Here is a 19368-nt window from a genome sequence, read left to right as displayed (position 1 = left end):
ACAAGCCCGGGACAGTCTCCGTACGCAAGGGCGCCACCGCTGTGCACGGTACGCACGCATCGCCACGCTGAGTGACATGAACCGAGGAATCCCCCAAACCGACACCCGCACACGGCAGTTCGCGGTCCAGCTCTCCGCCACCCGCCGAGGCGCCCGGCTCGCCAGGCTGCTCGCCACCGAGCAACTCCGCTCCTGGGGGCTCCCCATGGACACCGCCGCCCACGTCATCGCCGAACTCGCCGCCAACGCCGTGCTCCATGGACGCGTAGCGGGGCGGGACTTCCGGCTCATGCTGACCGTGCACGGCGACACGCTGCGCATTGAGGTGATCGACGCCCGTGCTGAGCGAATGCCCGTCCTCGCCGAGCACCCGGAGCACTCGGCCGAAAGCGAGTCGGGCCGCGGACTGCTCCTCGTCGGGGCGCTCGCCGACCGTTGGGGAGTCACCCCGGGGCCCGTCCCCTGCAAAACGGTGTGGGCGGAAATCGTCCTGGTCAGCGCATCATTCGCCGCATCGCACCTGCCACAACCCGGTGGAGTACGACGCGGGTGACCACGACGCGGCGCGCCACGACATCAAGGCTTAAAGAGACCGAGGGAATCCCCTTCCCAACCCCTCCAGCCTCCCGTCACCCACTCAGGTGACATCTCCCAACTGGGCTGGATTTCAGGCAGGTTCAGCGGCATATGCTCGCCGCGACAACTCCAGACATGCGACGGCCCCCGCCGGGACTGCGAATCCCGATCGAGGGCCTGACCACCGAGGAAGTACGGAGCTTCCCGATGGCTTTGCAGCACCCTAGCGCGCCCTCGCGCGCCACGTCTCCCGTTCCCCGCCCGACCGCCCGATCCGGTGTCGTCCACGTCAACATCCGGCACACCACCCGGTACACAGTCGTCGGCAACCACCTCGCCCAGCACCGCGAGCTCTCCCTCCTCGCGATCGGGCTCGCCGTCCACATCCAGTCGCTGCCCGTGGGCGCCCTGGTCGGCATCAAGTTCCTGTCGGCCCGCTTCCCCGAGAGCGAGCACCGCATCGCCGGCGCCCTGCGGGAGCTGGAGGCCCACGGCTATCTGGAGCGCACCCGGGAACGTCTCCCCGGCGGCAAGGTCGTCACGCGCACGGTCTCGTACAACCAGCCGGGGTCGATGGCCACTCCGACACCCAGGCCCTCCCGCACGCCCGAGCGACCTCAGCGGCCGACACCGGCCGCCCCGAAGCCCACGCCAGAAGCCACCCGGCCCCCAGCACCCGCCCCCACTCCCGTACCTCGGGAACCGCTCCCTGAGCCGCACACCCTCGCCCCGGAGCATCACCGCACCGCCGCCGCCCTCCTGGCGGAGTTACACCGCCATGCACCACGGCTGCTGCTCGCCGAACGGGACGTACGCCATCTGGCCCCGGCCGCAGCGGCCTGGCTGGAGCGCGGCGCCGCCCCCGATGCCGTACGACGCACCCTGACCGCACGCCTCCCCGACGACCTGAAGCACCCGGCCGGCCTGCTCGCACACCGCCTCACCGCACTGCTGCCGCCGCCCCTGCCCACAACGCCGGTCGCGGCACGGCCCGACCCGCTCCAGACCTGCGAGGGCTGCGACCGCGCCTTCCGCGCAACCGAGCCCGGCCGCTGCCGCGACTGCCGGTCCGACCAGAGAGACGCCGCCTAGCATGACCATCCCCCCGGACGATGCCCGGCGAGGCACCCGCCTGTACCAGGCGATGAAGGAATTCGTTGAGTCGACCGACGGCACCCTTCCGGGCAAATTCGAGATCACGAAGGAAGGGATCGTCCTCGACATGGTGTCGCCCGTCGGGCCGCACGCACTCACCACGCTGCACCTCCGGAAACGCCTGGAAAAGGTCATGCCGGAAGAACTCGTGGCCCACGCAGGGCAACCCGATGTCGAAAACGAACCTGAGGGCATCATGCGTCGCCCCGACGTGATGGTGATCGCCTGGGCGGACATGGAGCGCCAGGGCTCGTTCGACCCTCACACCCTCATCGCCGCCGTCGAAATCGTCTCCCGCTCCAACCCCGACAACGATTGGGTGAGCAAGTTGCGCGACTACGCGGTGCTGGGCATCCCTACCTATGCGATCTTCGATCCGCGCGAGGGGAAGGGAGCCGTCCTGTCCGACATCCACTCCACCCCCGATGGCCCCCGTTACGCCACGCGCAAGGACTTCCTCTACGGCGAGGACGTCACCATCGGCGAATGGACGATCTCAACCGAGGGTCTGCCCCGCTACAAGTAGGCCCCACACCCCTCAGAGCGCGATCATCACCGCAAGCCCGACAGCCCCCACCACGCACGGCGCGATGACCACATACGCCCACCGCACCGCTGGCTCCCCCTGAGCGCTCTCCCGCCCCGCAACGCGGTCAGTCCTCGTACGCCTCTGTTTCCTCTTCCTCCACCAGCCGCTCGTCAAGGTCGCTCGCCCATCGCTGGGCCCAGATTCGCAGGGCGGTGGTGGCCTCCTGAGTGAGGCCATATGCAGCGAATTCCTCATCGTCGTACCACTCGGCGCCGGCCAGACGGTCGCGTAGGTCGTCGAGGCGGAAAGTGTCACGTCCGTGGCGTTGGCCGAGCCGTTCGAGTTCCGGACGGGTGCGGTGTTCGGCTGCGGCATGGACGTCGATGAGGTCGCGGACCGCGCCTCGATCGGCCAGGGCGCGGACCTTGGTGCCGATGACATCGTCCAGTGACAGGACTGGGCCGTACTCGGTATCGCGCGGCGGCGACCAGAGGTTTTCCTTGAGGATGTCCACCTCGCATGCCGCGCCGTCGGTGTCGGTGGCCACGAGACGGGCAGAGAGCGGGTCGGTGCTGATCACCGTGACGTGCCAGCCTCGCTCGGACAGGCCCTCCTGGAGGGTGCGGGCGATATCGGCCATGGGGGCGGGGTTTTCGGTGGCGACGTCGAGGTCTTGGCTGAGGCGGTCGACCAGTCCATGGGCCTGGACGGCGTAGCCGCCGGTGATGACCAGGGGGTAGGGGCTGCCGAGGGCGAGGACATCGGCCAGGAGCCGGCGGTGGAGTGCGCTGAGGTTCACGCGGCCGCAGACGTCCCACCGGCGAGGGCAGGGAAGGCGGCTTCCCACACTTCGCGGATCTGCCGACTGACCAGCGTGCGCAGCACAGGCCACTGCGAGACGAGCAGGCCCTCGTCGAGGAGGGCGGTCAGGTCGTCGTGCTGTCCCTCAGCCAGGACGGTGCGGTAGTAGCTCATGCGCTGGCGTGGCTGGTCGAGGTTGTAGGTGCGCAGGCCGGACCATGCGACGTGCAGAGGCAGCTCGATGCGGCCGTGAGTGGGGCCGCTGAGGTCGTTGAGGGAGGTCGGCAGGCGGTCGGCGTAACGCTGGCGCAGCACGTCGGCGGTGGATGGTGCGGCGGCGGGTGAGGACTGCGAGGCCATGGAGCGATTATCTCCCGCCGAGTGCCTGACGGGTACCGCCGGATCCAGCTGGCGAAGGGGTCGTTCACGACATGAGGGCACCGGTGGGTCCGCATGAGCTGACCTTGACCCAGGTCAGCCGACGCCCTAAGAGGATCATGCCGGGAAGGCTTGTGGCCCACACCGGGACACCCGATGCGGAAAACCAGCCCGAGGGCCCGGCTGGTCGTCGTGTTCGCCCAGAGACCCTCAGAGCGCGATCATCACCGCAAGCCCAATAACCCCCACCACGCACGGCACGAGAACCTCATACGCCCACCGCACCACCGGCTCCCCCTCAGCGCCCTTACGCCCCGCCGCCCGCTCCTTCAGCTCGCGCAGCTCGTCCAGCGACTGATCGGCCATCGCGCGCGGCACCGGGCCGCCGGCGTCGGCGTTCGGCCCGAACCGGGGTCCGGCCGCGCCCGCGCCGCGCATGGCCTGCCGGTTGGCCTTCTTGCGCTGGCGCAGCGAGACCGGGATGGCCCACAGCTGGTACTTGCCGCCGCCCGTGGTGGCGACTTCGGTGGAGAAGGACGCCCGCAGCCCCTCCACGGCGCCCCAGGGGAGCGTGATCGTGCGGAACGGATTGCGCACCAGCAGCCGGTCCTCGCCCGCGCGCACCAGCGGCCGCAGGGTGTATGCGGCCACCAGCGGCACGCCGAGGAGCAGCGCGAACAGCGCCGTCAGCCGGGTGTGGGCATCGCCCCGCAGCAGCGCGTCGCCGCCGAGCCACAGCCCGAGCAGCAGGAGCAGCACACCACCGACGAGGGCCGCCGGCGAGCGGTAGGTGCGCTCGGCGTACTGCTGCTGCGGCGGCGGGGTGGCGCGTTCCGGGCTCGTCATGCCGCCGATTCTGCCCGACCGTCCGGATGCCGGACATTGCGTTACGGCATCATTCGGGCGTGGGGCGGGATTCGACTCCCCAGGGGGATGACATTGCGCTACGCGCGTAGATATGCTCCCCTCGTGACCATGCCCATCACTGTTCCCGCATACGGCAAGGAAGCCGCGGGGCGTCTGGCGTCAATGGCGGACGTGACCGCCGACGACGGTGCGCTGCGCCGCTTCCTCCACGGCCTCCCCGGCGTCGACGCGGTCGGCCTCGAGGCCCGCGCCGCCACCCTCGGCACCCGCTCGATCAAGACGACGGCGAAGGCGTACGCCATCGACCTCGCCATCTCGATGATCGACCTGACGACCCTCGAAGGCGCGGACACCCCGGGCAAGGTCCGGGCGCTGTGCGCCAAGGGCGTCCACCCCGACCCCACCGACCGCACCGCCCCCAAGGTCGCGGCGATCTGCGTCTACCCCGACATGGTCGCGACGGCCAAGGAGGCGCTGCTCGCCGGCGGCGCTCCCGACATCCACGTCGCGTCCGTGGCCACGGCCTTCCCGGCCGGCCGCGCCGCGCTGCCGGTCAAGCTCGCCGACACCCGTGACGCGGTCGCGGCCGGCGCCGACGAGATCGACATGGTGATCGACCGGGGCGCCTTCCTCGCCGGCCGCTACATGGCGGTCTTCGAGGAGATCAAGGCCGTCAAGGTGGCGTGCGCCCGTCCCGACGGCAGCGCCGCCCACCTCAAGGTCATCTTCGAGACCGGCGAGCTCCAGACGTACGACAGCGTCCGCCGGGTCTCCTGGCTGGCGATGCTGGCCGGCGCCGACTTCATCAAGACCTCCACCGGCAAGGTCGCGGTGAACGCCACCCTGCCGGTCACGCTGCTGATGCTGGAGGCGGTGCGCGACTTCCACGCCGCCACCGGCGTCCAGGTCGGGGTGAAGCCGGCCGGCGGCATCCGTACGACCAAGGACGCGGTCAAGTACCTGGTGACGGTCAACGAGACGCTCGGCGAGCCCTGGCTGACCGCCGACTGGTTCCGCTTCGGCGCCTCCAGCCTCCTGAACGACCTGCTGATGCAGCGCCAGAAGCTCAGCACCGGCCGCTACTCCGGCCCCGACTACGTCACGGTGGACTGAACCCATGGCCAACACCACCCATCTCTTCGAGTACGCACCGGCGCCCGAGTCGCGCGCGGTCGTCGACATCGCGCCGTCCTACGGCCTGTTCATCGACGGCGAGTTCACCGAGGCCGCCGACGGCAAGGTCTTCAAGACCGTCTCGCCGTCCACCGAGGAGGTCCTCTCCGAGGTCGCCCGGGCCGGCGCCGAGGACGTGGACCGGGCCGTGCAGGCCGCCCGCAAGGCGTTCGAGAAGTGGTCGGCGCTGCCCGGCGCCGAGCGCGGCAAGTACCTCTTCCGCATCGCCCGGATCATCCAGGAGCGCTCCCGCGAGCTGGCCGTCCTGGAGACCCTGGACAACGGCAAGCCGATCAAGGAGACCCGCGACGCGGACCTCCCCCTGGTCGCCGCGCACTTCTTCTACTACGCGGGCTGGGCCGACAAGCTCGGCCACGCGGGCTTCGGCCCCGACCCGCGCCCCCTCGGTGTCGCGGGCCAGGTCATCCCGTGGAACTTCCCGCTGCTGATGCTGGCCTGGAAGATCGCCCCGGCGCTCGCCACCGGCAACACGGTCGTGCTGAAGCCCGCCGAGACCACCCCGCTCTCCGCGCTGTTCTTCGCCGACATCTGCCGCCAGGCGGGCCTGCCCAAGGGCGTCGTCAACATCCTTCCCGGTTACGGGGACACCGGCGCCGCCCTCGTCGCCCACCCGGACGTCAACAAGGTCGCCTTCACCGGCTCCACGGCCGTCGGCAAGGAGATCGCCCGCACGGTCGCCGGCACGGACAAGAAGCTCACCCTGGAGCTGGGCGGCAAGGGCGCCAACATCGTCTTCGACGACGCGCCCATCGACCAGGCCGTCGAGGGCATCGTCACGGGCATCTTCTTCAACCAGGGCCAGGTCTGCTGCGCGGGCTCCCGGCTGCTGGTCCAGGAGTCGATCCAGGACGAGCTGCTGGACGGCCTCAAGCGCCGGCTGGCCACCCTGCGCCTGGGCGACCCGCTCGACAAGAACACCGACATCGGCGCCATCAACTCCGCCGAGCAGCTGGCCCGGATCACCGCGCTCGCCGAGACCGGCGAGGCCGAGGGCGCCGAGCGCTGGTCCCCCGACTGCGAACTGCCCACCTCCGGCTACTGGTTCGCCCCGACGCTCTTCACGAACGTCACCCAGGCGCACACCATCGCCCGCGACGAGATCTTCGGCCCGGTGCTGTCGGTGCTGTCCTTCCGCACGCCCGACGAGGCCGTCGCCAAGGCCAACAACACCCAGTACGGCCTCTCCGCCGGCATCTGGACCGAGAAGGGCTCCCGCATCCTCGCCGTCGCGAGCAAGCTGCGCGCGGGCGTCATCTGGTCCAACACGTTCAACAAGTTCGACCCGACCTCGCCGTTCGGCGGCTACAAGGAGTCGGGCTCCGGCCGCGAGGGCGGCCGCCACGGCCTGGAGGCGTACCTCGATGTCTGAGAAGTCCGAGAAGACGGCCGAGCAGCGGCGACTGGGCGTCCTGAAGACCTACAAGCTGTACGTGGGCGGGAAGTTCCCGCGTTCCGAGAGCGGCCGGGTGTACGAAGTGCAGGACGGTAAGGGCAACTGGCTGGCCAACGCCCCTCTCTCCTCCCGCAAGGACGCCCGTGACGCGGTCGTGGCCGCGCGCAAGGCGTTCGGCGGCTGGTCCGGCGCGACCGCGTACAACCGCGGCCAGGTCCTCTACCGCGTCGCGGAGATGCTGGAGGGCCGCAGGGACCAGTTCGTACGGGAGGTGGCGGACGCGGAGGGCCTCTCCAAGTCCAAGGCCGCGGCCCAGGTCGACGCGGCGATCGACCGCTGGGTCTGGTACGCGGGCTGGACCGACAAGATCGCCCAGGTCGTGGGCGGGGCGAACCCGGTCGCGGGCCCGTTCTTCAACCTCTCCACCCCCGAGCCGACCGGTGTGGTGGCCGTCCTGGCCCCCCAGGAGTCCTCCCTCCTCGGCCTGGTCTCGGTGATCGCCCCGGTCGTCGCGACCGGGAACACCGCCGTGGTCGTCGCCTCCGAGAAGGCCCCGCTCCCCGCGCTGTCGCTGGGCGAGGTCCTGGCCACCTCGGACGTACCGGGCGGCGTGGTCAACGTGCTGTCCGGCAAGACCGCCGAGATCGCGGCCCCGCTCGCCGCGCACCAGGACGTCAACGCCCTCGACCTGACGGGCGCGGACGCCGACCTGGCCCGCGACCTGGAGGTCGCGGCGGCCGACAACCTCAAGCGCGTACTTCGTCCACAGCCTGTGGACTTCACCGCCGACCCGGGCACCTCCCGCCTGACCGCCTTCCTGGAGACGAAGACGGTCTGGCATCCGATGGGCGTCTAGCACCGGGACACACAAAGCGGCGCCGGACCGGCGCCGGAGCGGCGCCGGCGGACCGGCGATGCGGGGCCTCACCTCTTGCGGGGTGGGGCCCCGCACCGCTGTCCGCGTCGTCCTTAGGATTGATCTTGACCGCACCAGGACAACACATCGGGGGAGAGCCGTGCCGGAGCAGTTCACAGCTGCACAGGAAGCACTGCACAAGTTCGCCAAGAGTTCGGACCAGCGCGCCGAGAGGCTGCGGGCGATCCGCAGCAGGCTCGCCGGCCACGACCTCGACAGGGAGGCCTTCGGCAAGCTCCCGGAGTCCGGCGAGCTGTACACGGCCTACGACGAGCAGAGCGAGCACGTACTGGAGACGCTCGAAGCCGCGGCGACGCTCCAGGAGAAGATCAGCGAGGGCGTGACCGAGACGGCGCGCGCCTACCAGGCCGACGAGGACGCGACGGTCGCCTCGATGCACCAGGTCCAGGGCGGTCCGGGGAGCATGCGATGAGCGGGGTCGCCACGGGCGCACTGGGCGCCTACAACAAGGTCAACGACTGGATGAGCGGCTTCGACTCCGCCGTCGACGCCATCATGCGTCCGCTCGTGGAACCGCTGGCCGAGCACCTGGAGTCGGTCACCGGCGACGACGAGGGCATCCAGGAAGCCGCCAAGTTGTGGCGCGACCAGGCCGCGGAGCTGCGCGAACTGATCGCCGATCAGCGGCGCGACCGCGCCGACCTCGCACACGAGTGGACCGGCGCGGCCGCCGAGGCGTTCCAGAGCCACCTCGCCGAGCTGGAAACCGCCCTGGAGGCGGAAGCCGAGGACATGGACGCCGTCGCCGACGTCCTGGAACAGGCCGGCGCACAGGCCAAGATGGCCGAGCAGGTCGTCGAGACGCTCATCCGCGAGCTGATCGAATGGGCCATCATCGAGCTGGCCGTGGCCCTGGCCACCTCGATCGTCACGGCCGGTGTCTCCGCCGCGGCCGCCGCCGCGGCCGCCGCGGCCGAGGCCGGCTTCGTGTCGGCCCGGATCGCCCGGGTCCTGGCCGAACTGGCAAAGGAGCTCAAGGCCTTCGTCAACATCATCAAGCTGCTGAAAAAAGCGAAGAAGATGTCGAAGGTCAAGAAGCTCAAGCCCTGGACCTGGAAGCACCTCAAGGACCCGGTCGAGGCCGAGAAGTTCGCCAAGGCGCTCGCCGCCAAGCGCGCCCTGAAGGCCATCAAGGTGCCGATGAAGGGAGCCGTCGAACTCGGCATGGGCGGCCTGGGCTTCTCCGGCGACCCGACCCAGGCGGTGTCGCCCATCCTCCAGCACGAGGCCGAGAGACTCGACGACGCGCTGAGCGGAGACGACTCCAAGCCCGGTGGCGGAACCTCCCGCCCGGCTCCCGGCAGCCACCCGCTGCCGCCGGCATCGGACTTCGCCCCGCAGCCGCCCCGGCCGTCGCCGCTGCCCACCGCGCCGACCACCCCCGTGGCCCAGGACCCGGTGACGCCGCACCCCACCCAGCCGGTCGCCCAGGACCCACTGAACCGCTACCGGGACCCCTCGATCGCGCCGGACCCACGATCGGCCCCGCGCCCGGCCGCCGCACAGCGGCCCCGCGATCCCGACAACCCCTTCGGCTGAGAGGATCGACCGCATGCCCAGGCCCGATCACGAGACCCCCTGCCGGCAGTTCCTCCAGCCCGGCGAGGTGCTGCTGCAGGCCGCCCAGTACGAGGCGTATCCGGCGCTTCCCCTCGTCCCCGCCCATCTGCGCGTACCGCGCAAGCAGTCGCAGCTGGAGAAGCGGGTCCGGGGTGTGTTCAGCAGCGCCGTGGAGAAGGCGTCGCGGCCGCTGGGAACGGTGGCGCGCAGCCGGCTGGCGAACAACCCGGTGACGCGCGTCGCCGGAAACATCGCGGAGGGCATCAACGAGGCCCAGGAGAGCATCGAGGACGCGCTGGACGACGCCGCGGAGTACGCGATGTACGGCAAGCCCATGGAGGGCGGCTGGACGAGCATGGCCGGGCGCTTCCTCGTCCAGCTCACCAACGCCGGCGGCGAGCCCCGCCACCAGGCGGTCACCGACCGCCGGCTGATCGTCGTCACCGACCACGCCACCGGCTGGCGGGAGCGGGCGCCGGAGCTTCAGGTCGCGGTGGAGGTGCCGCGCACGGACATCGCGCAGCTGCGGCCCAAGCCGCGCACGACGTTCCCGCGGGGCCGCTTCGACCTGGTCTTCACCGACGGCTCGTGGATCGCGCTCAGCTGCTCCTTCCAGCGGGACATGGAGACGCTGGTAGGGGCCTTCTACGGGCGCTGAGCGCGGCCTTGGCCGGGTGCCGTCGAGCGCACCCGGCCAAGAGGGCTCAGCCCGGCAGCACCCGCGTCGCCCGGCCCACCACCGGCAGGTCCCTGAGCGCGCCGCCGTTGGACAGGGTGCCGGTCACCTGCTTGGTGCTCATCGGCTTGAAGTCGGCGACCTGGGTGGCGACGCCGTTGTCGAGCGGGTCGACGGAGGTGTTCGCCATCGGGTTCAGCTTGAGGTCCTTGACCGGGCCGAGGCCGCCGCCCGTGGACTTGAGCGTCGCGCCGGTCAGCGCCGTGGTCATGGCGCCGGTGTCGGTGTTGCTCGACGGCACGAACGACGGGGTGGACGAGGGGACGAACGAGGGCGTGAACGACGGGGCCGCGCTCGCCGTCGCCGCACCGCCCGCGGCGATCGCGGCGCCGGCCGCGGAGACCACCAGGCCGACGCGCAGCAACGTGCGCGGGGCACGGCCGGGCTTGGGACGTACCGGGAAGAGCATGTTGTGCCACCTGCCTATGGATCGAAAGGCTGCACGAGCATGTGCGCTCGGTAACCAACTCGATTCGCAGCGTAGTTGAGGCCCGGGTTCCCGATCCACCTCGCGCGCCAGGGGTAGCCCACACAGCGCAATACGCGACAATGGCTACCCGTGAGCTCCCACTCTCCCGCCCGGCCGCCCTCCCTCAAGCCCTCGACCCCGCTTGAGCCGTCAGGCACCCCCGGCGCCCCCGCCCGCGTCGTCCTGCTGACCGGCCCCTCCGGCTCCGGCAAGACGTCCCTGGCCGCACGCAGCGGCCTGCCCGTCCTCAACCTCGACGACTTCTACAAGGAGGCGACGGACCCGACGCTGCCCCAACTCCCCGACGGCGGCGGCGCCGACTGGGACTCACCGCTCTCCTGGGACGCCGACACCGCCGTCGCGGCCATCGCCGCGCTGTGCCGCACGGGACGCTGCGACGTTCCCGTGTACGACATCTCCGCCAGCGCCCGGGTCGGCACGGCCCGGCTCGACCTCGACGGCGCCGGACTGTTCATCGCCGAGGGCGTCTTCGCCGCCGACGTCATCGCGGCCTGCCGCGCGGCGGGCCTGCTGGCCGACGCCCTGTGCCTGCGCGGCCGCCCGGCCACCACCTTCCGCCGCCGGCTGGTCCGCGATCTGCGCGAGGGCCGCAAGTCCGCCCCGTACCTGGTGCGCCGCGGCCTGCGCCTGATGCGCGGCGAACGCTCCATCGTCGCCCGCCAGACGGCCCTGGGCGCCCACCCCTGCGCCAAGCCGGAGGCCCTGGACCGCATATGGGCGGCCGGCGCGGTGGACCCGGCGGCCGCGGCCGTGGGCTCCTGACCCGGCGGCCGGGCACCCGTACGGCAGTCGCGGAACACGCGGAAGCGGGCTCGGGCAGACCCCCCGGCCGCCCGAACCCGCTTCCTTCCCCCGTGCTCCCCCGTATCCCCCGATACGCCCGGCCCTTGCGGATCGCTCCGCCGGAGCCGGTTCCCCCGTATCCCCTTTTTCCCCTCGGGCGTTTCCCGTTCCCCCTCGGGCTCCCCCGGTCCTTCAGGCCACCAGCTCGCCGAAGGACTCCTCCTCGTCACGGCCGAAGCTGAGGACCTCGTCCTCGCGCAACCGGCGCAGGGCGCGCCAGATGCTCGACTTCACCGTGCCGACACTGATGTTCAGAATGTCCGCGATCTCCGGGTCCGTACGGCCCTCGTAGTACCGCAGCACCAGCATGGTGCGCTGCGTCTCGGGCAGCCGCGCCAGCGCCTGCCACAGCACCGCACGCAGCTCGGTGCCGCGCATCGCGTCCACGTCGCCCGCCGTCTCCGGCAGCTCCTCGGTCGGGTACTCGTTGAGCTTGCGGCGGCGCCAGGCGCTGATGTGCAGATTCGTCATCGTGCGCCGCAGATAGCCGCCGAGCGCCGCCTTGTCGCTGATCCGGTCCCAGGCCCGGAACGTCGAGAACAGCGCGCTCTGCAGCAGGTCCTCGGCCTCGTAGCGGTCGCCGGTCAGGTGGTAGGCGGTGGCGTACAGGGAGGCGCGGCGCTCCTGGACGTAGGCGGTGAAGGCCGCTTCGGCCTCGGCCGCCTCCGACGCGGAACGCCGTTCCCCCGTGGCCTCCCCGTACTCCGCTCCCCCGTGGGCCGCGTCTCCCCCGTGGCCCGTGTTTCCCCCGTCGACGGCCACCTTCGTGGCGTCGATGGCCACCATGAAAGGCAGCCGCTGACGCCCGGTGCCGCGAGCGCACCCCCGCCCGCTCACGACACCGGACTTCTCCGTGGTCCGTACGACGTCGTGAAGGCGCGTGATAACTGCGCTGGAAGTCGTGCCGTGCAGTGTGTTCATCTCGCGCCCCCCGTCGTAGAGCCAGCTCACTCGGTGTCTCCCCGGGTGTTGATCTCTCCCGGTGCCCAAAAGACTGCCAACCCAGTTTCATCGCGTTGTCCGCCGACTGTCACAGACCTGTCACAGGGCCTGGCGGCCCGCATACGGGCGCCCCCACTCCACCTCAACCCCCACGGCTCCGCCCCGGCCCACCACGACGCACCCGCGGCTGCCACGACGCACCCGAGACGGCACGACGCACCCGCCGGCAGGTCGATGTCCAGGCGTCCCATGGGACAGAATGGCTGCCGTGCCCTTCCTGTTGCTGATCGAGGACGACGACGCCATCCGCACGGCCCTCGAACTCTCACTGTCCCGCCAGGGTCACCGCGTGGTGACCGCGGCGACGGGCGAGGACGGCCTGAAGCTGCTGCGCGAGCAGCGCCCGGACCTGATCGTGCTGGATGTGATGCTGCCGGGCATCGACGGCTTCGAGGTGTGCCGGCGGATCAGGCGTACGGACCAGCTGCCCATCATCCTGCTCACCGCGCGCAACGACGACATCGACGTCGTGGTGGGACTGGAGTCCGGCGCCGACGACTACGTCGTCAAACCGGTCCAGGGACGGGTGCTGGACGCCCGCATCCGGGCCGTGCTGCGCCGCGGCGAGCGCGAGTCCAGCGACTCGGCGACGTTCGGCTCGCTGGTCATCGACCGGTCGGCGATGACCGTCACGAAGAACGGCGAGGACCTGCAACTGACCCCGACCGAGCTGCGGTTGCTGCTGGAGCTGAGCCGCCGGCCCGGCCAGGCGCTGTCCCGCCAGCAGCTGCTGCGGCTGGTGTGGGAGCACGACTACCTAGGCGACTCGCGCCTGGTGGACGCCTGTGTGCAGCGGCTGCGCGCCAAGGTGGAGGACGTACCGTCCTCGCCGACGCTGATCCGCACCGTCCGCGGCGTCGGCTACCGACTGGACTCCCCGCAGTGACGGAACGTTCCCACAGCGGCGGGACGGCACACGAGAGCACGGACGGCGCGGCCCCGTCCGGACGGCGGGTGCCGCGGCTGCTCGGCCGGGCGTCGGGACTGCTGCGCTGGACGAGCCTGCGGCTGCGGCTGGTCGTGGTCTTCGGGCTGGTGGCGCTGACCGCCGCGGTCTCCGCGTCCGGCATCGCGTACTGGCTCAACCGCAACACCGTCTTGGACCGCACCCAGAACGCCGTCCTCAAGGACTTCCGCAAGTCGCTGGAGGACAGCACGCGGTCGCTGCCGCTGCGCCCCCGGTGCACCGAACTCCAGGACGCGGCACGCCAGATAGCCGGCGGGCCGCAGAACTACGCGGTGCTGCTGATCGGCGTGGACCGCGAGGGCAAGGACTGCGCGGCGACCACGGACAAGGACCTGCTGACCCTGCGCGGCGTGCCCGACGCGCTGCGCGGCGCGGTCGACGAAGTGCGCCCGGTCGACGAGTCCAACCCCTCCGCACACCATCTGTACTGGCAGCGCAAGCAGATCGGGGACACCCCCTACCTCGTCGCCGGCGCCAAGGTGATCGGCGGCGGACCGACCGGCTACATGATGAAGTCGCTGGCCGCCGAGCGGCAGGACCTCAACTCGCTGGCCTGGTCGCTCGGCATCGCCACCGCGCTGGCGCTGGTCGGCTCCGCGCTGCTGGCCCAGGCCGCCGCGACGACCGTGCTGCGGCCCGTACAGCGGCTGGGACACGCGGCGCGGCAGCTGGGCGAGGGGCGGCTGGAGACCCGGCTGCGGGTGACCGGCACGGACGAACTCGCCGATCTGTCGCGTACGTTCAACCGCACGGCGGAGCGGTTGCAGCAGCGGGTCGAGGAGCTGAGCGCCCGCGAGGCGGCCTCCCGCCGCTTCGTCGCCGACATGTCGCACGAACTCCGCACGCCCCTGACGGCGATCACCGCGGTCTCCGAGGTGCTGGAGGAGGAGGCCGACTCCCTCGACCCGATGATCGCGCCCGCCGTCCAGCTGGTGGTCAGCGAGACCCGCCGGCTCAACGACCTGGTGGAGAACCTGATGGAGGTCACCCGCTTCGACGCGGGGACGGCCCGGCTGGTGCTCGACGACGTCGACGTCGCCGACCAGGTCACCGCCTGCATCGACGCGCGGGCCTGGCTGGACGCGGTGGACCTGGACGCGGACCGCGGCATCGTGGCCCGGCTGGACCCGCGGCGCCTCGACGTCATCCTGGCGAACCTGATCGGCAACGCCCTCAAGCACGGCGGGTCGCCGGTGCGGGTGTCGGTCCACACGGAGCACGGGGACGACGTCGGGCAGCGCCCGCGGGACGCGGCCGGCGAGGAGGAGGGCGGCGCGTCCGTCGCCGGCGCGGCGGAGGCGCCGGAGAGCGCCGCCGACGGGCCCGCCGAGCAGGCCGAGGACACCGGCCGGCCCGGCAGCGGCGAGCTGGTGATCCGCGTACGCGACCACGGGCCCGGCATCCCCGAAGAGGTCCTCCCGCACGTCTTCGACCGCTTCTACAAGGCGAGCGCGTCCCGCCCGCGCTCCGAGGGCAGCGGTCTGGGCCTGTCGATCGCGCTGGAGAACGCGCACATCCACGGAGGTGAGATCACCGCGGCCAACCTCCCCGAAGGCGGCGCGGTCTTCACCCTGCGGCTGCCGATGGACGCCTCCCGACTGGCCGACGGCGACGACGCGGCCACCCGGGGCACGGAGGACGAGCGATGACACCGACCGGACAGAGATGGCGGCGCGCCGCCGGTGCGGCGGCGCTCGCGCTGGCCGCCGCGGGCTGCGGGATCCGGGGCACGTCCGTGCCCGTCGACGCGGGCGGCGCGCCCTCACGGGTGAGCTGCAAGGCGCCGGGCGAAGCGTCGCCGGGCACGACCGACGGCGCGCACAGCGCCGTCTATCTGGTGTGCGGCTCGGCGCTGGTGCAGGTCGAGCGGACGGCGCCGCCGGCCAAGGACACGACGGCCGCCGATCCGCGGCTGCGGGCCGCCCGTACGCTCCTGGTCGAGCTGCAGCGCACGCCGTCGGCGGACGAGGAGACGGCCGGGTTCAGCAGCGCGCTGCCCCAAGGGCTGAAGGTCGACGGGCCGCGCCGGGGCGACCCGTCGGAGGCGCTGCGACTGAGCATCCGGCCCGACGACCTGCCGTCCTTCGCGCTGGCGCAGCTGGTGTGCACCTACGGCGCGAGCCCGCCGCTGGGGCGTACGCACGCGGCCGTACTGGGCGGACCGGGCGACGACACGGCACACCGCTACGACTGCTCCGCCGATGTGCTGGCCCACCCGGACATAGCGGAACACGCCGGGTGGGGGGACCCGCTGTCGCAGCAGGACTGAGGGAACCGGGCGGCGGGGAGCCGGCCGCGACGGGCACGCGGCCAAGACGGGTGCAATGGGGCGGAACCGCGGCCGCCACTACCGGCGTCCTGGCCTTTGTGCAGCGTCATGGCCCCGGCACCACCGCCGCCCCCCGTATGCGCGTCACCGGACTTCTCCTCCTCGTGGCGCATCTGCTGACCGTCGGCTGGCTCACGCTGCGTCCTCGTTCGGTGCCATGGGTGCCCGCCGCGAACCTCCAGCCGCTGGCGACGATCAGGGCCGAGCTGGCACACGGCGTGACGTGGGAGGCCGTCGGGCACCTGGGCGGCCCGGTGCTGCTGCTGGCGCCGCTGGGGGTGCTGCTCCCGCTCTCGGCCGGGCGGCTGAACGTCTCGCCGCTGGTGTCGCTGACCCGCACCGTCTTCGCCGGCGCGATGATCGCGCTGGCCATCGAGCTGCTGCAGTCAGGGGTACCCGGACGGGTCCCCGACGTCGACGCGGTGCTGTTGAACACCGTCGGAGTGGCACTGGTGCACCTGCTGGTCGTCCCTGGGGCCCGGTCCCGGCTCCGCCGCCGGTACGAGGAACCCGGGGGTGCGACCCCGAGGATCCCCAGGGTCGGACTGGCTCCGAAGGCTGACGCGCTGTCGGGCAGCCGGACCTACCTTTGAGACATCGGGGCAAACGCCCCACGAAGTCGAAAAGGAGTCGTCCCTCATGGCCGCGCAACTGGTCCGCCCGAGCAACAACCGAATGATCGCCGGAGTGTGCGCGGGCCTGGCCCGTCGCTTCGGTACGACCCCGACGACGATGCGCGTGATCTTCCTGGTGTCGTGCCTGCTGCCCGGCCCGCAGTTCCTGGTCTACCTAGCGCTGTGGATACTCCTGCCCTCGGAGGAGAAGGCCGCCGGCGCCGCGGGTGCCGCCGGCTGGTGACCCGCCGCGGCGGCACCCGGCCCGGACATGACGGCGCCCCGGCCGTATCTGCGAGGCATACGGCCGGGGCACGGCACGTCACGCGTCCCTGGAGGACGGAGCGGGGAGCGGGATCAGCTGCCCAGGGCCTTGGAGACGGCGCTCGTCGGCAGGCCGCCCAGCAGGTTGCCCTGGGAGTTCAGCGGCGTCTTGACGTTGCCGACCGGCGTCTTGGTGCCCTTGAGGACCTTGCTGGTGTCCTTCACCGGCAGGTTCTTGAGCACGCCCTTGGCGTCCGGGGCGCTCACCTGCGCGGCGCTGGCGGCGCCCGCCGCGGTGACGGCGATGGCGGCGCCCAGAGCGGCGGCACCGAGAGTCTTGATGGTTCCCTGCTTCATCGAATTACGTCCTCAATTGATGGGAGCTTGACCGGCAAATCAACCTAGTGAGGCGGCAACCGGCGCCGCAAACAGCCACGAGGAAAGAAAAAACGGCCGGTGGACATGCCACCGGCCGTTACGCTATAGGCTCGCGTTACCCCGTTACTCGGAGTCAGAACCGCTGCTCGCGGGCAGGGTTGTGGACGCCGGGCGGAAGAGCCATTCGGCCCGCAGTTCCGCGTAACCGGGCTTGATGACGTCGTTGATCATGGCGAGACGTTCGTCGAAAGGAATGAACGCTGATTTCATCGCATTGACAGTAAACCACTGCATGTCGTCGAGCGTGTATCGGAATGTCTTGACCAGGTGCTCGAATTCCCGCGACATGTTCGTGCCGCTCATCAGCCGGTTGTCGGTGTTGACCGTGAGCCGGAACTGCAGACGGCGCAGCAGGCCGATGGGGTGCTCCGCGTAGGAGGGGGCCGCGCCGGTCTGGAGGTTGGAGGTGGGGCACATCTCCAGCGGGATGCGCTTGTCCCGCACGTACGAGGCGAGCCGGCCGAGCTTGACCGCGCCGTCGTCGGCGACCTCGATGTCGTCGATGATCCGGACGCCGTGGCCGAGGCGGTCGGCGCCGCACCACTGCAGCGCCTGCCAGATCGACGGCAGGCCGAAGGCCTCACCGGCGTGGATGGTGAAGTGGTTGTTCTCGCGCTTGAGGTACTCGAACGCGTCGAGGTGGCGGGTGGGAGGGTAGCCGGCCTCGGCGCCCGCGATGTCGAAGCCGAAGACGCCGCTGTCGCGGTAGCGGTTGGCGAGTTCGGCGATCTCCAGGGCGCGGGCGGCGTGCCGCATGGCGGTCAGCAGGGCGCCGACGCGGATGCGGTGGCCGTTCTCACGGGCCCGCCGCTCGCCCTCGCGGAAGCCCTCGTTGACCGCCTCGACGACCTCTTCGAGGCTCAGCCCCTGCTCCAGGTGCTGCTCGGGTGCGTACCGGATCTCGGCGTAGACCACGCCGTCGGCGGCCAGGTCCTCGGCGCACTCGGCGGCCACCCGGGCCAGCGCGTCGCGGGTCTGCATGACGGCGCAGGTGTGCGCGAAGGTCTCCAGGTAGCGCTCCAGCGAACCGGAGTCGGCCGCCTCGCGGAACCAGATCCCGAGCTTCTCCGGATCGGTCTCGGGCAGCCCTTCGTAGCCGTTCGCACGGGCCAGCTCGACGACCGTCGCGGGGCGTAGGCCGCCGTCGAGGTGGTCGTGGAGCAGCACCTTGGGGGCGCGGCGGATCTGTTCGGGGGTCGGCAGGGTGGTGGTCTCGCTCGTCATTTCGGCACTCTAGCCCCTACGCGCGTAGATATCACCGAACGATACGTAACAGTGACCCGTACACAGGGTGGCGCCCACCCCTCCTTCTGCCATCGTTCTCGTCATGGCTCAGCAAGCACTGCCGACGCGCGAGGCCCGGCTGGGAAAACCGCTGGGAGCGGGCGCAACCGCGAAGGCGGTGAGCGGGGTCGCCCTCTTACTGCCCGGGGGCGGACCGACCGGAGTGCGCCGCCCGTCACCGGTATCCACACTCGCCCTACGCCCACTCGCGGCTCGACTGGCGAAGGCGGGCCGGACCGAGGGCCTGACCACCCACGTCGTGCACTACCGCTACCGCGGCTGGAACGGCACCGAGGCCCACCCCGCATGCGATGCCACCTGGGCCCTGGACGAGGTAGTGCGCCGCTACGGCGACGTCCCCGTCTGCCTCGTCGGCACGGGCATGGGCGCCCGCGCCGCCCTGCACGCCGCGGGACACCCCGCCGTCAACTCCGTACTGGGGATCGCCCCTTGGCTGCCCGACCCCCTCCGGCACAACGGTCAGCCCGATCCGGTGAAGCAGCTCATCGGCCGTCAGGTCCTCCTCGTCCACGGCACCAACGACGAGCGCCACGACCCCGACCTGTCCTACCGCTACGCCGAGCGCGCCAAGAAGGTCAATCGCGACACCTGCCGCTTCGAGGTCCACTCCGACGGCCACTCACTGCACCAGCACCGGGCCGAAGTCCACGCGCTGGCCGCCGACTTCCTGCTCGGCTCGCTCTTCACCCGCGACTACGCCCGCCCGGTCATGGACGCCCTGGCCGCACCCCCTCCCCTGGGCCTGCGGATGCCCCTCGCCTCGGGCTTCGGGGCGTCGCTGAGGCATTGAGGCTGAGGCATTGAGGGGGGGTGACCTACCGAGGGGTTGACTCTTGGCCTCCCGTCGCCTCCCTATATTCCGGCAACGATTACGGAGAGTTATTAGTTCCGACGCTTTGTGACTCTCGGTGGCATCTCTACCCCGTGCCTTCGTGCGCGGCGCGTAGTCCTCGCCCTTGCCTCTGTGTGTACGTACCCGTCCTTGCCTCT

The 19368-nt window shown here is 71.2% G+C and carries 23 protein-coding genes; 16 read left to right on the top strand and 7 right to left on the bottom strand.

What is annotated here, in order from left to right:
• Positions 1 to 76: 76 nt before the first annotated feature.
• The 3 genes from WAB15_RS26015 (at position 77) to WAB15_RS26005 (ending at position 2257) form a co-directional block, all read left to right on the top strand.
• Positions 77 to 553 (top strand): ATP-binding protein, encoded by a 477-nt coding sequence (locus tag WAB15_RS26015; RefSeq protein ID WP_407287732.1) that lies wholly within the window; start codon positions 77 to 79, stop codon positions 551 to 553.
• A 230-nt stretch (positions 554 to 783) separates the two neighbouring features.
• Positions 784 to 1668, top strand: a complete 885-nt coding sequence (locus WAB15_RS26010; RefSeq protein ID WP_407287731.1) for a helix-turn-helix domain-containing protein — start codon at positions 784 to 786, stop codon at positions 1666 to 1668.
• A 1-nt stretch (position 1669) separates the two neighbouring features.
• The gene (locus WAB15_RS26005) at positions 1670 to 2257 is read left to right on the top strand and encodes a Uma2 family endonuclease (RefSeq protein ID WP_407287730.1); all 588 of its coding nucleotides are present in this window, start codon (positions 1670 to 1672) and stop codon (positions 2255 to 2257) included.
• A gap of 127 nt (positions 2258 to 2384) precedes the next feature.
• On the opposite strand, the gene WAB15_RS26000 is transcribed toward WAB15_RS26005, so the two are convergent.
• The 3 genes from WAB15_RS26000 to WAB15_RS25990 all read right to left on the bottom strand — a co-directional run bounded on the left by WAB15_RS26000 (position 2385) and on the right by WAB15_RS25990 (position 4285).
• Positions 2385 to 3059: a nucleotidyl transferase AbiEii/AbiGii toxin family protein gene (locus WAB15_RS26000; protein WP_399148354.1), complete on the bottom strand. Its 675-nt coding sequence runs from the start codon at positions 3057 to 3059 to the stop codon at positions 2385 to 2387.
• Entirely contained in the window at positions 3056 to 3421 is a 366-nt protein-coding gene (locus tag WAB15_RS25995; protein WP_399148353.1) for a hypothetical protein, read from the bottom strand. Before WAB15_RS25995 ends, WAB15_RS26000 begins: the two co-directional genes overlap by 4 nt.
• Positions 3422 to 3649: 228 nt before the next feature.
• A complete protein-coding gene (locus tag WAB15_RS25990; protein ID WP_407287729.1) occupies positions 3650 to 4285 on the bottom strand; it encodes a PH domain-containing protein in 636 nt (211 codons plus the stop codon).
• A 129-nt stretch (positions 4286 to 4414) separates the two neighbouring features.
• Here WAB15_RS25990 and deoC point away from each other — a divergent pair, with 129 nt between their 5' ends.
• The 6 genes from deoC (at position 4415) to WAB15_RS25960 (ending at position 10048) form a co-directional block, all read left to right on the top strand.
• Positions 4415 to 5419 (top strand): deoxyribose-phosphate aldolase, encoded by a 1005-nt coding sequence (deoC, locus tag WAB15_RS25985; RefSeq protein ID WP_407289299.1) that lies wholly within the window; start codon positions 4415 to 4417, stop codon positions 5417 to 5419.
• A 4-nt stretch (positions 5420 to 5423) separates the two neighbouring features.
• The gene (locus WAB15_RS25980; RefSeq protein WP_407287728.1) at positions 5424 to 6869 is read left to right on the top strand and encodes an aldehyde dehydrogenase family protein; all 1446 of its coding nucleotides are present in this window, start codon (positions 5424 to 5426) and stop codon (positions 6867 to 6869) included.
• Positions 6862 to 7749 (top strand): aldehyde dehydrogenase family protein, encoded by an 888-nt coding sequence (locus WAB15_RS25975; protein WP_407287727.1) that lies wholly within the window; start codon positions 6862 to 6864, stop codon positions 7747 to 7749. The genes WAB15_RS25980 and WAB15_RS25975 overlap by 8 nt, the downstream gene beginning before the upstream one ends.
• A 160-nt stretch (positions 7750 to 7909) precedes the next feature.
• Positions 7910 to 8242: a hypothetical protein gene (locus WAB15_RS25970; RefSeq protein ID WP_393489568.1), complete on the top strand. Its 333-nt coding sequence runs from the start codon at positions 7910 to 7912 to the stop codon at positions 8240 to 8242.
• Positions 8239 to 9369, top strand: a complete 1131-nt coding sequence (locus WAB15_RS25965; RefSeq protein ID WP_399148349.1) for a WXG100 family type VII secretion target — start codon at positions 8239 to 8241, stop codon at positions 9367 to 9369. Before WAB15_RS25970 ends, WAB15_RS25965 begins: the two co-directional genes overlap by 4 nt.
• A 13-nt stretch (positions 9370 to 9382) precedes the next feature.
• The gene (locus WAB15_RS25960; RefSeq protein WP_399148348.1) at positions 9383 to 10048 is read left to right on the top strand and encodes a hypothetical protein; all 666 of its coding nucleotides are present in this window, start codon (positions 9383 to 9385) and stop codon (positions 10046 to 10048) included.
• Between the two features lie 46 nt (positions 10049 to 10094).
• Here the strand turns inward: WAB15_RS25960 and WAB15_RS25955 are convergent, their stop codons facing one another.
• Positions 10095 to 10535 (bottom strand): hypothetical protein, encoded by a 441-nt coding sequence (locus WAB15_RS25955; RefSeq protein ID WP_407287726.1) that lies wholly within the window; start codon positions 10533 to 10535, stop codon positions 10095 to 10097.
• Between the two features lie 150 nt (positions 10536 to 10685).
• Here WAB15_RS25955 and WAB15_RS25950 point away from each other — a divergent pair, with 150 nt between their 5' ends.
• Positions 10686 to 11378, top strand: coding sequence for a uridine kinase (locus WAB15_RS25950; RefSeq protein WP_399148346.1), 693 nt, complete (start codon positions 10686 to 10688; stop codon positions 11376 to 11378).
• A 213-nt stretch (positions 11379 to 11591) separates the two neighbouring features.
• Here WAB15_RS25950 and WAB15_RS25945 read toward each other — a convergent pair whose 3' ends face one another.
• On the bottom strand, positions 11592 to 12380 hold the full coding sequence (locus WAB15_RS25945) for a SigE family RNA polymerase sigma factor (protein WP_399148368.1): 789 nt from the start codon (positions 12378 to 12380) through the stop codon (positions 11592 to 11594).
• Positions 12381 to 12669: 289 nt separating this feature from the next.
• Here WAB15_RS25945 and afsQ1 point away from each other — a divergent pair, with 289 nt between their 5' ends.
• The 5 genes from afsQ1 to WAB15_RS25920 all read left to right on the top strand — a co-directional run bounded on the left by afsQ1 (position 12670) and on the right by WAB15_RS25920 (position 16615).
• On the top strand, positions 12670 to 13347 hold the full coding sequence (gene afsQ1 / locus WAB15_RS25940; RefSeq protein WP_026169550.1) for a two-component system response regulator AfsQ1: 678 nt from the start codon (positions 12670 to 12672) through the stop codon (positions 13345 to 13347).
• Positions 13344 to 15077: an ATP-binding protein gene (locus tag WAB15_RS25935; RefSeq protein ID WP_407287725.1), complete on the top strand. Its 1734-nt coding sequence runs from the start codon at positions 13344 to 13346 to the stop codon at positions 15075 to 15077. The genes afsQ1 and WAB15_RS25935 overlap by 4 nt, the downstream gene beginning before the upstream one ends.
• Positions 15074 to 15697 (top strand): hypothetical protein, encoded by a 624-nt coding sequence (locus tag WAB15_RS25930; RefSeq protein WP_407287724.1) that lies wholly within the window; start codon positions 15074 to 15076, stop codon positions 15695 to 15697. Before WAB15_RS25935 ends, WAB15_RS25930 begins: the two co-directional genes overlap by 4 nt.
• A 98-nt stretch (positions 15698 to 15795) precedes the next feature.
• The gene (locus WAB15_RS25925; protein ID WP_407287723.1) at positions 15796 to 16350 is read left to right on the top strand and encodes a VanZ family protein; all 555 of its coding nucleotides are present in this window, start codon (positions 15796 to 15798) and stop codon (positions 16348 to 16350) included.
• A 46-nt stretch (positions 16351 to 16396) separates the two neighbouring features.
• On the top strand, positions 16397 to 16615 hold the full coding sequence (locus WAB15_RS25920) for a PspC domain-containing protein (protein ID WP_399148343.1): 219 nt from the start codon (positions 16397 to 16399) through the stop codon (positions 16613 to 16615).
• A gap of 113 nt (positions 16616 to 16728) precedes the next feature.
• Here the strand turns inward: WAB15_RS25920 and WAB15_RS25915 are convergent, their stop codons facing one another.
• Together WAB15_RS25915 and WAB15_RS25910 are read right to left on the bottom strand one after the other, a co-directional pair.
• Positions 16729 to 16992 (bottom strand): hypothetical protein, encoded by a 264-nt coding sequence (locus WAB15_RS25915; protein WP_399148342.1) that lies wholly within the window; start codon positions 16990 to 16992, stop codon positions 16729 to 16731.
• A 144-nt stretch (positions 16993 to 17136) separates the two neighbouring features.
• On the bottom strand, positions 17137 to 18297 hold the full coding sequence (locus WAB15_RS25910; protein ID WP_407287722.1) for an adenosine deaminase: 1161 nt from the start codon (positions 18295 to 18297) through the stop codon (positions 17137 to 17139).
• 103 nt (positions 18298 to 18400) lie between these two features.
• On the opposite strand from WAB15_RS25910, the gene WAB15_RS25905 reads away from it, so the two are divergent.
• Positions 18401 to 19168 (top strand): alpha/beta hydrolase, encoded by a 768-nt coding sequence (locus WAB15_RS25905; RefSeq protein ID WP_399148340.1) that lies wholly within the window; start codon positions 18401 to 18403, stop codon positions 19166 to 19168.
• Positions 19169 to 19368: the final 200 nt, after the last annotated feature.

The organism is Streptomyces sirii, assembly GCF_045690365.1.
GTDB classification, from domain to species: domain Bacteria; phylum Actinomycetota; class Actinomycetes; order Streptomycetales; family Streptomycetaceae; genus Streptomyces; species Streptomyces sirii.
This window is presented reverse-complemented; position numbering and strand designations above follow the sequence as displayed.

Bases quoted from the DNA above. Each gene is read 5' to 3' on its own strand.
- WAB15_RS26015 (WP_407287732.1), top strand. From the start codon at position 77: ATGAACCGAGGAATCCCCCAAACCGACACCCGCACACGGCAGTTCGCG.
- WAB15_RS26010 (WP_407287731.1), top strand. From the start codon at position 784: ATGGCTTTGCAGCACCCTAGCGCGCCCTCGCGCGCCACGTCTCCCGTT.
- WAB15_RS26005 (WP_407287730.1), top strand. From the start codon at position 1,670: ATGACCATCCCCCCGGACGATGCCCGGCGAGGCACCCGCCTGTACCAG.
- WAB15_RS25995 (WP_399148353.1), bottom strand. From the start codon at position 3,421: ATGGCCTCGCAGTCCTCACCCGCCGCCGCACCATCCACCGCCGACGTG.
- WAB15_RS25990 (WP_407287729.1), bottom strand. From the start codon at position 4,285: ATGACGAGCCCGGAACGCGCCACCCCGCCGCCGCAGCAGCAGTACGCC.
- deoC (WP_407289299.1), top strand. From the start codon at position 4,415: ATGCCCATCACTGTTCCCGCATACGGCAAGGAAGCCGCGGGGCGTCTG.
- WAB15_RS25980 (WP_407287728.1), top strand. From the start codon at position 5,424: ATGGCCAACACCACCCATCTCTTCGAGTACGCACCGGCGCCCGAGTCG.
- WAB15_RS25975 (WP_407287727.1), top strand. From the start codon at position 6,862: ATGTCTGAGAAGTCCGAGAAGACGGCCGAGCAGCGGCGACTGGGCGTC.
- WAB15_RS25965 (WP_399148349.1), top strand. From the start codon at position 8,239: ATGAGCGGGGTCGCCACGGGCGCACTGGGCGCCTACAACAAGGTCAAC.
- WAB15_RS25960 (WP_399148348.1), top strand. From the start codon at position 9,383: ATGCCCAGGCCCGATCACGAGACCCCCTGCCGGCAGTTCCTCCAGCCC.
- WAB15_RS25955 (WP_407287726.1), bottom strand. From the start codon at position 10,535: ATGCTCTTCCCGGTACGTCCCAAGCCCGGCCGTGCCCCGCGCACGTTG.
- WAB15_RS25945 (WP_399148368.1), bottom strand. From the start codon at position 12,380: ATGAACACACTGCACGGCACGACTTCCAGCGCAGTTATCACGCGCCTT.
- WAB15_RS25930 (WP_407287724.1), top strand. From the start codon at position 15,074: ATGACACCGACCGGACAGAGATGGCGGCGCGCCGCCGGTGCGGCGGCG.
- WAB15_RS25920 (WP_399148343.1), top strand. From the start codon at position 16,397: ATGGCCGCGCAACTGGTCCGCCCGAGCAACAACCGAATGATCGCCGGA.
- WAB15_RS25915 (WP_399148342.1), bottom strand. From the start codon at position 16,992: ATGAAGCAGGGAACCATCAAGACTCTCGGTGCCGCCGCTCTGGGCGCC.
- WAB15_RS25910 (WP_407287722.1), bottom strand. From the start codon at position 18,297: ATGACGAGCGAGACCACCACCCTGCCGACCCCCGAACAGATCCGCCGC.
- WAB15_RS25905 (WP_399148340.1), top strand. From the start codon at position 18,401: ATGGCTCAGCAAGCACTGCCGACGCGCGAGGCCCGGCTGGGAAAACCG.